Here is a 14,349-nt window from a genome sequence, read left to right as displayed (position 1 = left end):
TCTTTGGCGACTAAAGCATCATAAAATGACTGCAGCAGGTTGTAGGCATTAGTGAGCAGACAATGCCTTCGTTGACTACCTGCTCTTGCGTCAGGTTGTTTTTGCAATTCCAATTGTAATGCGGATGAATTTTATCGAGCTCCTGGTACTTCTTAAGATACAGTTTCCACGGTGCTTTAAGCAATTTGTATTCTCTGCTGGTCTTTTTGAATTTCTTCATGATCTACACGCGCAGAGAGTTAAGAGAGTGCGTAAGCATTTGTACCATGTGAAAGCGATCAATCACAATCTCAGCGTTGGGAAAGCATGCGGCCAAAAGTAAAACTGCTCAGCAATGTAAGAATAGTCGAAGTCAACATTTTAATAGCAAGTTATGCGTACCTTTTAATAAAAAGAAAGATGTTCAGCAACTCAATACAAAAACTAGTAATTACCATTTTTAGAACTATTAATAATTAGTTTAATGTTAAGTCTCAATATTTAAGGCATATTTATAGCTCATTGCAAAAAAATGAATATAAAAATTACTAAAATAATTTTAAAATATATTAATATAGTTTAAATTAGTCTTATTTACTAAACAATAATCATAGCAAAGTTTTCCACTTAATTCTGAAATTTTAATTTATTGATTATCGTTAACACGATGAATTCTTTTTGTCATGCTCTAATTTAGTCAGTTTAGCCCTTTTTTAATACTAAACCAGTTTTATATAGTGAAAAAATTTAATAAACAATCACTATATTATGCATCTATATATGTATATATTAAGTCACTAATAATAAATATATAAGCATAATATATACAATCAGCTGCTCTAATCTTTATAATATATAGTATATATAATTATTTAGTATAATATTTAGAGCCTATTCAAGTAAATAAACATAATGTCAGTTCAAATATTCCTATAATGATTAAATATATTGTTTACAAGAGAAAAATCATTAAAAATTTACTTTTGGAAATAAATTACTGGGTTTAATTCTAAAAGGTAAATAATTTAGAAAGAAGACTACACGTTGAACAAAAGAAAAATTATAGCAAAGCAAGACAGAGTAAAAACCAATATAGCATATAAATTAGGACTCAGTGCTGCGTCTATTTTACTTGGAAGTACCTTTCTAGCTAGCAGTCAAGTTGTTAAGGCTGATACTGTAATACCAAATTCGCAAGCTGGTCAAAGCAGCGTCAATAATTCATCTAAGAAGAACTCGTTAAATCTTTCAAATGAACAAAATTACTCTATTGGTAGGTCTTATAATAATTCCCAAGATACAACCAATAAAACAAATATAATTAAGCAAAATGATAATAAGACATCAGATAATTTGGCTACAACAGCTAAAACACCTCAATTTTATGATAATGATAAAACAATTGCTAAGACAAAATGGAATAATATTGATATTTCTTTTAACCCCGAAACCAAGGAATTAACAATTTTTGGCGGAACCGAGCAACAGCCAGCTATAATGAAAAATACTATAGATGGCGAAAGCAAACTGTATCCTCTTGAATTCTCTTTGAGTGAAATGGGTTGTAGTAGTCAAGATGTTAAAACAATAATAATTCAGGGAAAAATAAAACTAGAAGGGGGTGCGCAAGGACTTTTTAAAGGACTTCCATATTTAACTAAATTTCAAGGTTTAACTAATTTAGATACTACTGATGTAAACGATATGGCCTTTATGTTTGAGTCTATGAATAGCGTATCAACTCTTGACTTATCAAGCTTTGATACTTCTAACGTTCGTTGGATGAAAAATATGTTTTCGGGATGCAGAGCCTTAACCAGAATAGATTTATCTAGTTTTGATACTTCTAAAGTAGAGTTGATGGAAAGTATGTTTATGGAAAGTTCTGGTATACGTGAACTAGACCTAGGCAATAAGTTTAAATTTGAATCATCTGCTTCCGGACGAGGTGACGGTGATAACATCAATAATACACTACCAGGAAAATGGGTTAACTGGGGTAAAACCAATCATTTGGCTAGAGGAGAAAAAATATGGGATTCTTCAAAAGACTTTTTTACAAAATATCAAGGTGCTACTGATTATGATACCTATGTGCGCTTTGAAAATTTGGCCGCTCCAATTACGGTGCAATATCGCGAGCAAGACGGGCAAGACAAGCATAAGATTGAAGGTATTGAAGATGAAAAGCAATTTGGCAACGTTAACGACAAGCTTATTGATCAAGCTAACCCACAATTTATTACTTCCTTTAAGGAGAAAGAAATTCCTGGTTACAAGTTCGACCATGCCGAAATAAATGATCAAAAAGTAGAGTTAGATCAAGTAACCTACTCTTCAGACCCACAGACTATCACTTTGATTTATACTAAAGTCAAATCAGATAATTCTCATGGTAGCGGCAATACTAATAATTCCTATAATCCAGTAACCCAAACTAAAGGCAGTGACATTAAAGTTAACTATGAAGATGAAAATGGTAATCAATTGGCTCCAACTGAAACATTATCCGGCTATGTGGGTGATGGCTATGTAACTGAAACTAAAGAAATTCAAGGGTATACTTTAAAGGTAAGACCTTTAAATGCTACTGGCTTCTTTAGTAGCCAACCGCAAACTGTTACCTACATCTATAGTAAAAATGTAGCTACGGTTACACCTATTATCAGAACGGTATATCATAATTCATATCTTTATGATCACAATGGAAGCCGTAAAACAGGTAAATATTATAGTGGCACAAGCATTACAACTTATGGTAAGACCTATATTCAAGGTAGAGAATACTATGACTTGGGTAATGATACATTTGTCAAAGTTAACAACATTTCCGGAATCAAACGCAAACTAAAACATAACGCTTATATTTACAATAAAAAAGCTAAACGCGTTAGCACCAAAGTACTAAAGAAAAATAAAAAAGTAAGAGTATATGGCAAAGCCGTTAAGATGCACAATAAGCTGTACTACATCATAGGCAATAACCACTTTGTTAAGAAAGCTAACTTTAGATAATAAAAAATACTTTTCATAAATAAAGAAACCCAATTAGTAGGTGTCGCTGCTAATCGGGTTTCTTTTTGCTTGGCATAATAACTCTTAGTGAGTAAGCAAGCCAGCTTGGCAATTTATTAATCAAATTAACTATTTGTTCTTTTCAAATAAAAGTGTATAAATTATGTTAATAAACTAAAAGGATGTATAATACCTGTAATAAAGTATAAGCTAAATATTAATCATGTATACATTTATTTTATTGTTGAAGAAGGAATAGTAACATGAGGAAGAAAAAGAATTCTAAGCAAGCAGAAACTTCATTAGTGTACTTTAGCATTGCTGCTGCCAGCTTAAGCTTATTAGCCATGACCCCTAAGACAGTCAAAGCCGATGAGACAATGCCTTCATCCCTTACCAAGCAAACTGTTGCTGGTAAAAATTCTGTTAACAATAAAGTTGCTTCTCCTAAATCTACCACAAACAATCAACCAAAAGTTAACACTCCAGAGGAGCCTCAATTTCAAGATTTAGCTCCTAATACTTTTAAATGGGGAAACCTCGACGTCACTTATAGCAACCACGTAGTTACTGTTCCCGGCGGCAGTGTTACTCAACCTGGATCTATGGCCTATATTAATGGCATTAACAAAGATGATATTCAGGAAGTGAAGTTTACTGGTCAATTAAAAGTTAATTCGGCTGCAGAAATGTTCAGGGGCTTACCTAATTTAACTAAAATTACCGGTCTAAAAAATCTTGATACATCTGATACCATTGACATGAGGTACATGTTTGCAAATTGTAAAAATTTAACCAGCATAGACGGCATTGGTGATTTACAAACTCCCAAAGTTACTAATATGCTTTATATGTTTGAAGATTGCGGTAAATTGACTGGCCTGGATTTGTCCGGCTTTGATACCACCAATACACAATATGTAGAAGGCATGTTTCAAGGTTGTGAAAATTTGCAGAGCATTAAGTTTTCACCTAAATTCACAATAGCTAATGTAAACAGTATGAAATTCATGTTTAGTGGGTGCTCCAGTTTAACTGCTCTAGACCTTAGCAAATTTAATACTAGTAATGTTACCAACATGATAAGGGCTTTTGAAGATTGTTCCAGCTTAACCAAGTTAGACTTATCATCCTTTGACACTTCTAAAGTAAACGATATGATGGGTATGTTTACTAATTGTGGTAACTTAAAAGAACTTGATCTCAGCAGTTTCGTCATAGATCCCGGTATTGACAAGGGTTATATGTTAAATGGACTTACTAAATTGAACACCCTTAAACTGGGTAAAAGTACCCATATTAACGAGTCATATCTTGATACTCCAGGAACATGGGTTAATGTTGGCAATGGCACTGAAGACGCACCACAAGCAAACCAGAAATTGAATTCCAATGATTTAGCGTCCCAAGGAATTGATGACACGTATATCCGTCCGGGTGCAGCTATTAAGGCTTTTTATTTAGATACTGATGGCAAGCCTATTGCGGATGAAACAAGTTTAAATGGTAAAATCGGTAACAGCTATAAATTGACACCTAAAACAATTCCAGGTTACGTTATCAAGGAAATTCCCGCTAACGCTACTGGCTTTTTCACTGATCAGCCGCAAAGTGTCAAGTTTATTTATTCCGCTGTTCCCGTATCCGTCCCTTCTACTCCAGCCGCTTCAATCCCAGTCAAAGCCGCGAATGTGATTGTTCATTATCAAGATGAAAGCGGCAATAAGCTTGCACCTGATGCGGTATTACAGGGGAATGTCGGTGATGGCTATATTACCTCTCCTGTAGAAATTGCTGGCTATACGCTAAAAACCAGGCCTGATAATGCTACCGGCTTTTACAGTGATCAAAATCAAGACATTACTTACATTTACACTAAAAATGTTTCTGGTTTAAGTCCTGTTACAAGAACTGTTTTCCACAATTCATATGTTTATGATGAAAATGGCGTCCGTAAAAAGGGTGAGTATTTTGCTGGTGAAACGGTCAAAACTTATAGTACTAAGCTAATTCAATGCAAAAAATACTATGATTTAGGCAATAATGACTTTGTTAAAGCAGTTAATATAACTGGGGTAAACCGTAAATTGAAGCATAATGCTTACATCTACACTAAGAAAGCTAAACGCTTGGGCCGCAAGTTATTGAAAAAGAAATATACGATAACAACATATGGTGGAGCTATTAAAATTAATCATAAGTTATACTATATTGTTGGTAAGAATCGTTATATTAAAAAAGCTAATTTTTAGCAATTTAAAAATAATTAAATAGAAAAGTTCTGGCTCTCTGTCAAATCCAGTTGAAAAAGATTAAACGAAAAGAATCAAACCGTTAATAAACTGTTTGGTTCTTTTTCTTTGCCTTGTTTTCTGTCAATCCGATCCTGGCTAGCAGATTGTGGAAATTGTTGTGGCCAAAAGTTATTCGCTATGCTTTGTTGACTACCTACTCTTGCGTTAGATTGCCTTTGTAGAGTTGTTTTTGTCTTGCATAAAAATTAACGAACCGTTTTAATAAGAGAAGAAAATTTTTAATAACAAAAGGAGTAAAAATGGGACTTAACAAACCACTTTTATTTGCGCTTAGCGATACTAAGCCTGGACCAAAAAACTTAATTACAGACGTTGCCGGAGTTACAGTTGGCCACAAGACAATTGTCACTGATAGACTCAGAACCGGTGTCACTGTAATCAGCCCTTGCCCAGATAACATTTTTCGGGAAAAAATGCCAGCTGCTACACATGTGATTAACGGCTTTGGCAAAAGTACAGGTCTAATTCAAATTAACGAACTAGGTACAATCGAAACGCCTCTGGTCTTAACCAATACTCTCAGCGTTGGCACTGCCTCGACAGCTTTAGTCAAAAGAATGCTGGCCGAAAACCCTGAAATTGGCCTTTCAACTGGCAGCGTTAACCCAATCATTATGGAATGTAATGACAGCTCAATTAATCATATTCGCGATTTGGGTGTCACTGAAGATGACGTTAACGATGCTTTTGTCACTGCTAAAACTGATTTCGCTGAAGGAGGCGTTGGTGGCGGTACAGGTATGCGCTGCTATGAACTCAAAGGTGGTATTGGCTCTGCATCAAGGCAAGTCGAGATTGACGGTAAAACCTTTACAATGGGCGCGCTAGTCATGTCCAATTTCGGTCTTAGCACTGATCTTAATATTTACGGCCATGCTATTGGTAAAAAGTTTGTTGATAACAAGGATAGTAAGGAAAAAGGCAGCATTATCACAATAATTGCTACCGATATTCCGTTTAACTCGAGACAATTAAAACGCATTGCCAAGCGTTCTGGTATTGGCATTACACGCACTGGCTCCTTTAGTGGTAATGGCAGCGGTGAAGTTACCCTAGCCTTTTCTACCGCCAACCGTGTAAGTCATTTCCCTGACCACGAATTAAGCACAATTCAGGCAATTACTGATGACAAAATTGACCGCTACTTTAGGATTACAGTTGATATAGTTAATGAAGCCATTCTCAGTTCTTTGGCTCACGCACAAACAACACCAGATCGTGACGGCAAGCCAATGTTATGCTTAAAAGATGCTCTATTGCAGCTGGACAATGATGAAGAAGCGCTGCAATTACGCTCAGATTTAGGACTTTAATTAGATACCGGTAACATTAATTCTCATTATTCTGCAGTGTTATAATTAACAGATAATGTTAGCGATTGCAAAGGAGAGTTAATATGACACCTTGGTGGAAAAATGCAGTAATTTATCAAATTTATCCCAAGTCCTTCCAAGATAGCAATGGGGATGGTATCGGAGACCTACCCGGCATTATTAGTCACTTGGATTATTTACAAAAATTGGGGATCGATGCAATTTGGCTTTCGCCAATTTATCAATCTCCCGGCGTCGATAATGGCTATGATATTGCTGATTATGAAGCAATTGATCCGCAATATGGCACTATGCAAGACATGGATAAGTTGATTAGTGAGGCTAAAAAACGCGGCATTCGGATCATTATGGACTTAGTTGTTAATCATACTTCTGATCAACACCAGTGGTTTATTGAAGCACGCAAAAGTAAAGATAATCCTTACCGGGACTTTTATATCTGGCGTGATCCTGTTGCTGGCCATGAACCCAATGATTTAAAATCTGACTTTTCAGGTTCTGCTTGGCAATTTGATGATCAAACAGGCCAGTATTACTTACACTTTTTTGCCCCGCAACAACCAGATTTGAATTGGCAAAATCCGCAATTACGGCACAAAATATACGATATGATGAACTTCTGGCTTGATAAAGGCATTGGCGGTTTCCGGATGGACGTAATCGAACTGATTGGCAAGGAACCTGATCGTAAAATTCGCGAAAATGGTCCACAACTTCATCATTATATTCAGGAAATGAACCAGGCTGTTTTAGCTAACCGCGACGTAGTCACTGTTGGCGAGACTTGGAGTGCCGACCTTGACAGCGCCCGCAAATATTCAGATCCCGCTCGGCATGAACTCTCTATGATTTTTCAGTTTGAAGATCAAAATATTGATAAACAACCGGGAAAGCCAAAGTGGGATCTCAAGCCGTTTAAAGCCAGTGATCTTAAAGAAGTCTTGCTTAAATGGCAGACACAAATAGATTATAACCATGGTTGGAACAGTTTGTTTTGGGAAAATCATGATATTCCCCGTGTTATTTCACGTTGGGGTGATGACAGTAAATACCGCGTACAATCTGCCAAAATGTTTGCCATTGCCTTACATTTAATGCGTGGTACACCATATATTTATAATGGTGAAGAAATTGGTATGACTAACTGCCCGGTCAAAGATATTTCAGAAATTGAAGACCTCGAGAGTATCAATATGTATAATGAGCGAATCAAGCAAGGTTATACCAAAGAAGAACTTATCAGGTCAATCAACGCCAAAGGACGCGACAATGCCCGCAGACCGATGCAATGGTCAACAGCTAAAGCTGCTGGCTTTACTACTGGTAAGCCTTGGCTGGCACTTAATCCTAATTATCAGGATATTAACGTTCAAGCTGCTTTGGCGGACCCACAATCAATTTTTTATACCTATCAAAAACTCATTAAATTACGTCATAAAAACGAAATTATCACTAATGGCAGCTTTACACCTGTTCTTGCAAGTCCTAATGTCTTGGCATATTATCGTGAACTTGCTGGCGAGCGCTGGTTAGTCGTTGCCAATTTGACTGGTAGTGCCGAACAGTTTTCTGCACCAGATAAAATTGACCAAGTTTTAATCAGTAACTATAATGCACCGCAATCACTTAACAACATTAACTTAAGGCCATATGAAGCCTTTGCCATGATTGTAAAATAATAATGGAAACTTTATTTATGTGAAAATAACCTCCAAAATTTATCCTAAATTTGGGGGTATTATTGTGGCTAAATTATCGAAATAAGATTTAGCAATTAAATAAAACTGTCACTGGTGAAACTTTGCCGTCACTTTGCCGTCACTTTACCACAAATAGGGCTTTGAATTCAGTTTCACAACCTATTATCTAAAATAATATTTCCGTCAAATAAGTCAGCTGTTTCTTTTTGTAGATGATGTGTTACTAAAACAACGGTTTTATTTTTCTGAGCTAAAATCAACTTTTCCAAGGAAATGCTGGCCGCTTTATCTAATGATGAAGTCGCCTCATCAAAAAGATACACTGGTGTATCACGCAAAAGTGCCCGTGCAAGTGCAATTCTCTGCTTTTGCCCACCAGATAAATTAGACCCCTGATTTGCCAGTATCGTGTTGACGCCAGCTGGAAGATGGGCAATTATTTTATCAATGCCACATGCTGCAATGACCTGGTTTAGCTTTGCAGGAGCAACCTTTTGCCCCAAAGTTAAATTCCATTTTAAACTTGCCGCGAAAATATAGGGCGTTTGTTCGACATAAGAAATTACTCGATGCAACTGGCTGTCAGTTATTTTAGCATAGTCTATGCCACCCAATTTAAGCGTACCAGTATAATTTTTTAGCAGACCACTAATAATATTAAGCAGTGTTGATTTGCCTGCAGCAGAATCACCGAGCAAGAGGTACTTTTTCCCTTCTTCAATAGTTAAATTCAGATTGTCTAAAATTGGTTGGTTCTTCCCCTGATATGTATATGAAAGACCCTTAATTTGAATTTGACTGGCAGCAATTTCAGTTTTTTGATCAGGTTGCGTGACCGTTTTAATATTTGCCAGCTTATCCATAATTGGTTTTAGTGATCTAAATTCCTGCCAGTTAAAGCTAATACCGCTTAATTCGGCAAAAATTGTACCAGCAAAATATTGCGCACCACTAATAGTTCCCACCGGGGTAAGATGCCGCAAAATTAAATAACCGCTTTGAGCTAAAACAACTACTTGACTTAAATAAGCAATACAATTGGTAAATGATTGAGTGAACCCAGCTGCCTTAACGTAATCAACAGCATTTTTCTTTACATCTTCAGATCCCTGATTAATTCTTTTAATAATTACTTGGGGTAAATTTGCTAAAAATAAAGTATTGAAGCCATTCAGGACATCATTAATTTTATTAACCAACCGTTCTTGCGCATGGGAGAATTCAAGGGAACGTTTAGATAACCATTTTGAAAACAAATTAGGTACCACTGCCATAATTGCAGTTAAGATAACAACAGTGGCAAGTAAGCTGACCTGAAAATATGCTAAAGTGACTGCTCCCAGCAAGATTTCGCTAATTTGTTGCACAATCATCATCAAGTCGTCTACGCCAAAGTCATTAATCGTGTTAATATCATTCGTTAGCCATGATGCGTAAGTTGCAGTAGTTTGCTGATGAAAAGACTGATAATCCGATTGGGACAACTTTTGTGCTACATCCTGCCGAATCAGCAGGTCAATTTGCTGCTTTAATTTAGCTTTATTGACTGAAATTAAGTAGGTAAAGACTGCATACATGATATAGGCAATAGCCATAATTGTAACCCAAATAAAAAATAGCCGTGCATGCAGTTTGGTGACCTGAGTTAGGGCATTCGCACTGGCAATTCCTGCAAGTGTTGAAAAGCCGGAATTAATAACAGTTAAGGCAATTACTATACTAATTTGCCACTTAGCTCTTTTAAAATATTTGATTAAAGGCATATTCCTCCTAATTTTTTATTTTTTATTAATATTTTTAATTAATAATATTACTTTTTTCATTTTTACTCAAGCTTATCTAGCATTAATTTTAGCTTGTCCTGCCTCTCAACTACGAAATTGGCAACACTCTACCAGTAGTCGAGGTCCAGCAAACTAATGAACGTTTATAGTTAGGCAACTTTCAGAACTGTTTTTATATAAAAAACCAAGTCATATTACTGGCTTGGTTATTATTTTATAGACAAGTTAATTATAATTTAATAAAGAAGTTAAAGGGATAGCTCGACATTAGTAAGATTAATTTTTGAAAAACAATTGAAAATAACCTTCTTAATTTATACGCAAGCCTATTTTTTAACTTCTGCTCGGTATAACTCTGCCGTTTTGGCATCAAAGGCACACATAATAACTTCAATTTGATAATCAGAATGCTCTAGGAGCCAATCATGCACGGCTGCAAAAGCAATATGGGCGGCTGGTGCAGCAGGAAAACCGTAAGCTCCAGTAGAAATAGCCGGAAAAGCAATGCTATGCAGATTATGATCTTTAGCTAAATCTAACGAGTTTATGTAACAGTCCTTTAATAACTCATTATCTTGCTTAGAACCTGAATAAATTGGTCCCACAGTATGAATGACAAATTTAGCAGGCAGCTGATATCCTTTGGTAATCTTAGCCTGACCTGTTTCACAGCCATGAAGCTGCCTGCACTCGGCCAGCAGTTCTGGTCCAGCTGCCTGGTGTATTGCACCATCAACGCCCAAGCCACCTAATAAAGACTTGTTTGCGGCATTAACAATTGCATCTATAGTTAATTTAGTAATGTCGCCTTGAATAATTTTGATATTTTCCATAAGCATAGCCTCTTTTTATTTCATTCTAAACCTAAAAAGATTTTTTAACCAAACAAAAAAATGCGATTCCTAAGAGCCGCATTTTTCTAATCCTTACTAAGTATATCCTATAAATTGATATTTTTACTAATCTGGATTATTATCATTATCTTTTTTAAAACTTCATTGTTCAGCTTTATTCAATATTTAAGCAGGAACAGCTCTGGCTGCCCTCTTTTCTTGGTCAACTGCGGCCATCAACAATTGATCTGTGAACCCAACGTGAGTTCCCGATTTCTTTTCAATTATTATCTCATCAAAATCCACACTATTTGTAACTATAACAGGAACTACTGTATCATATCCTGCTTTCTGTATTTTAGCCCGATCAAAAGTTTCCAGTAAATCACCTTTTTCCACTTTTTGACCGTCCACAACTTTTGAGGAAAAATACTTTCCAGAAAGATTAACAGTATCTATTCCCAAATGAATAAGTAACTCTACACCATTTTCTGATTTTAAACCAATAGCATGTTTAGTTGGGAAAACCGAAACAATTTTGCCGGCAAATGGAGCACGTACTTCATCATTATCTGGCATAATTGCTATACCTTTACCAATTGTTCCAGCCGAAAACACATCATCTTTAACTTGATTTAGTTCAACGACAGTTCCAGAAACAGGAGCATTAATACTTTCGTCCTTTACTTCCGTCAACTGAACCTGCTTTTTATTATCATCACCAGAAGTTACCTTATCGCCCCAAATAAAAGTAATAATAAATGCAATGACAAATGCTGCAATAAGTGATAGGCAAAAACCTATAAAACTAAAATTAATTCCAGCCTTTTGATCAATGAACATTGGAATACCAAAGATACCACCTGAGGCAAAACCACCAAACATTTTTGCATTTGCAATAGCAGCGATTGCCCCGCCAAAGGCAGAACCAATAGAACCAAAAATAAATGATTTTTTATGTGGTAAAGTGACACCGTAAATGATTGGTTCAGTAATACCTAAGAAACCAGAAATAATAGCCGGCCAACCAACTTCTTTAAATTTAACATCTTTAGCTTTAATAACCATTGCCAGTGCTGCACCGGTTTGTCCAAAAACTGTACAATAAAGCATGGCATTAATTGGATCAAAACCCTTAGTAGCAATATTATTTAAAAAGATCGGAATAAATGCCCAGTGTAATCCCATTAATACTACTGCTTGCCAAATTCCTGCTAAAACAAATCCAGCTAGTACGCTTGCACGAGCATAGACCCATAGCACAATGCTGGCCAGGCCTTGACTAAGCCAGGACGTAATCGGTCCAACTACTAAGTAAGTAAGCGGTACGGAAACAGCTATTGTTATTAAAGGTGTAAAAATCAGTTTGAGAGAAGCTGGCAAATATTTATTCAAAAACTTATATAAAATAGAAGCAAGCCAGACCGCTACAATTGCCGGTATTAATGTCTGCGGATAACTCATCAAGACTACGGGTATACCTAAAAAATCAATACTTTGCTTTGCCTGATAGGCTGCCACTAAAGCCGGATAACATAGGGCTCCACCAATCACAGCTCCAACAAATTCATTTATCTTAAACGCCCTTGCTGTAGAAAAACCAACCATTATTGGTAAAAAGTAAAATAGAGCATCTCCTGCAGCATTTAAAATCAGATATGTACCACTTTTGGCACTAAGAGCATGCAGTACAGTTAGTAAAACCAAAAAGCCTTTTAATACACCTGCGGCAGCTAAAGTTCCCAAAAAAGGTGTAAATATTCTGGTTAGCAGTTTAATAAACCGGTTAAAAATATTAGTATTACCCTCTTCATTATCAGAAGTTTTCTCTTTAATATTTGTATCTAATAAAGGTATGATTTGATCATAAATATCTGCAACATTATTACCAATGATAACTTGATATTGACCACCTGCATGTGCTACTCCCATTACACCATTTAATTCTTTAATGGCCTCATCATTTGCTTTATTTTCATCCTTTAATTTAAAACGCAAACGAGTAACGCAGTGGATTAAACTACTGATGTTACTTTTACCGCCAACTAGTTCAACTATTTGGTCAGCTAGTTTTTTATCCCTTTCGATTGAACGCGACATTTTTATTTTTCCTTTCTTTATATTGGAATAATCTTTATTGCTATTAATGTATTTCATTAATGACTCATAGTATTGGTTAACATCATTTCCTATTAAGATTTGCAGTTGCTGTTCAGTAAAATTAAACTCATATATTTCTGGAATTTGTTGCAGCTCAGAATCAACAACTTTTCTTGGGTCCTTTAAAAAAAGTCTGATTCTAGCTACACAGTGAAAAGCTTCTGCAATGTTGTTTTTACCACCAACCGCTTTCAAAATAGCTTGAGCTACTTCTTCATATCTGTTCATTAACATCACTTTCTGTGAAATTTACTCTATGAATATGTATTGTCAAAAACATTATTTCATCCTCCGAAGTTTTGTAATCATAGTCTGATAAAATAATGCCCGCAATTCGCTGTGCAATGATATATTCTTTATGGTAACTATGCACAATCATGTTATATAAATCTTTATCAAGGGGTAACTCTTGTACTTCATTCTTTCTTATTCTCTGAATAAAAAATTTTAAGTGAGTTACCAAGCGATAGTAAGATACAGATTGAGGGTTGATACTTTTATTAAGCATTTGTTCAATAATTTTTATGAACCTGTTGATTAACTCGATTGTACCTTCCGTATTTTCTAGAGAATCACCTTCTTCTGCGGTAATCAAATGCATAGCAATATTAGTTGCTTCATCATCAGGAAAAACTAACCTAGTTTTTTTCGTCAAATAATTTAAAACGCGTTTGCCTATCTGAAATTCATCCGGATACGTTTGCATAGTTTCAAGAGTCAGCTTATTTTGGATCGGAATTCCCCTTTTTATACGTTCTACAGCAAATTGCAAATGGTCAGGTAATGAAATATAGATATCATCACTCATTTGTTTTCCAGAACTGGCAGCAGTTTCAGAAATAATATGATCAGATAATTCAATATATTGCGGTTCGATTTGAGCTAAGGTTTCACTAATTGAATTTGTTACTTCTTTATTTTTAGGATAAAAACATTTTTCAATTTTTTCTGGAGGTATAGTCTGTCCCGCCTTACGTTGAAACGCAATACCTGCGCCTAATGCTACTATCGTTTGACCATGATTATCTTGTGCAACTACAGCATTATTGTTTAGTACTCTTTTAATTACGATCAAGATATTCACGCCTTTCAAAAAAAGAGCAAGACCAAAAGAGCCAAAATATAGTTCAATATGGTCTTGCCAACTTAATGTAACAATCCGATGATTTATTTCAATTTTAGTATAGCATATTTGAAATCGATTTCAGTTGATGACTTAAATATGATTA

Annotated in this window: 8 protein-coding genes and 1 pseudogene; 4 read left to right on the top strand and 5 right to left on the bottom strand. The window is 35.5% G+C overall.

Annotation, left to right across the window (positions count from 1 at the left end; all coding sequences use genetic code 11):
• Window positions 1–55 precede the first annotated feature (55 nt).
• A pseudogene (locus tag GYV61_RS09740) lies at window positions 56–307 on the bottom strand (transposase); the annotation flags it as partial.
• 716 nt (window positions 308–1,023) lie between these two features.
• Here GYV61_RS09740 and GYV61_RS02785 point away from each other — a divergent pair.
• The 4 genes from GYV61_RS02785 (at window position 1,024) to GYV61_RS02770 (ending at window position 8,322) form a co-directional block, all read left to right on the top strand.
• Window positions 1,024–2,994 (top strand): SLAP domain-containing protein, encoded by a 1,971-nt coding sequence (locus GYV61_RS02785; protein WP_174794693.1) that lies wholly within the window; start codon window positions 1,024–1,026, stop codon window positions 2,992–2,994.
• A 263-nt stretch (window positions 2,995–3,257) separates the two neighbouring features.
• Window positions 3,258–5,246 (top strand): MucBP domain-containing protein, encoded by a 1,989-nt coding sequence (locus GYV61_RS02780; protein WP_174794692.1) that lies wholly within the window; start codon window positions 3,258–3,260, stop codon window positions 5,244–5,246.
• Between the two features lie 302 nt (window positions 5,247–5,548).
• Entirely contained in the window at window positions 5,549–6,622 is a 1,074-nt protein-coding gene (locus tag GYV61_RS02775) for a P1 family peptidase (protein WP_174794691.1), read from the top strand.
• Between the two features lie 83 nt (window positions 6,623–6,705).
• Window positions 6,706–8,322 (top strand): glycoside hydrolase family 13 protein, encoded by a 1,617-nt coding sequence (locus tag GYV61_RS02770; protein ID WP_174794690.1) that lies wholly within the window; start codon window positions 6,706–6,708, stop codon window positions 8,320–8,322.
• 173 nt (window positions 8,323–8,495) lie between these two features.
• Here the strand turns inward: GYV61_RS02770 and GYV61_RS02765 are convergent, their stop codons facing one another.
• From GYV61_RS02765 to GYV61_RS02750, 4 genes are all read right to left on the bottom strand, one after another.
• Window positions 8,496–10,106 carry an ABC transporter ATP-binding protein gene (locus GYV61_RS02765; protein WP_174794689.1) on the bottom strand — a complete coding sequence of 537 codons (1,611 nt, stop codon included), beginning with the start codon at window positions 10,104–10,106 and terminating at the stop codon, window positions 8,496–8,498.
• Window positions 10,107–10,453: 347 nt separating this feature from the next.
• Complete coding sequence (locus GYV61_RS02760) at window positions 10,454–10,960, bottom strand: O-acetyl-ADP-ribose deacetylase (RefSeq protein WP_174794688.1); 507 nt, start codon at window positions 10,958–10,960, stop codon at window positions 10,454–10,456.
• A gap of 186 nt (window positions 10,961–11,146) precedes the next feature.
• Window positions 11,147–13,348 (bottom strand): beta-glucoside-specific PTS transporter subunit IIABC, encoded by a 2,202-nt coding sequence (locus tag GYV61_RS02755; protein WP_174794687.1) that lies wholly within the window; start codon window positions 13,346–13,348, stop codon window positions 11,147–11,149.
• Complete coding sequence (locus GYV61_RS02750) at window positions 13,335–14,204, bottom strand: PRD domain-containing protein (RefSeq protein ID WP_338084986.1); 870 nt, start codon at window positions 14,202–14,204, stop codon at window positions 13,335–13,337. Before GYV61_RS02750 ends, GYV61_RS02755 begins: the two co-directional genes overlap by 14 nt.
• Between the last annotated feature and the right edge of the window lie 145 nt (window positions 14,205–14,349).

It is taken from the genome of Lactobacillus melliventris, assembly GCF_013346935.1.
Classification (GTDB): domain Bacteria; phylum Bacillota; class Bacilli; order Lactobacillales; family Lactobacillaceae; genus Lactobacillus.
The sequence above is the reverse complement of the archived record's forward strand: the minus strand, read 5'-3'. Positions and strand labels throughout refer to the sequence as shown.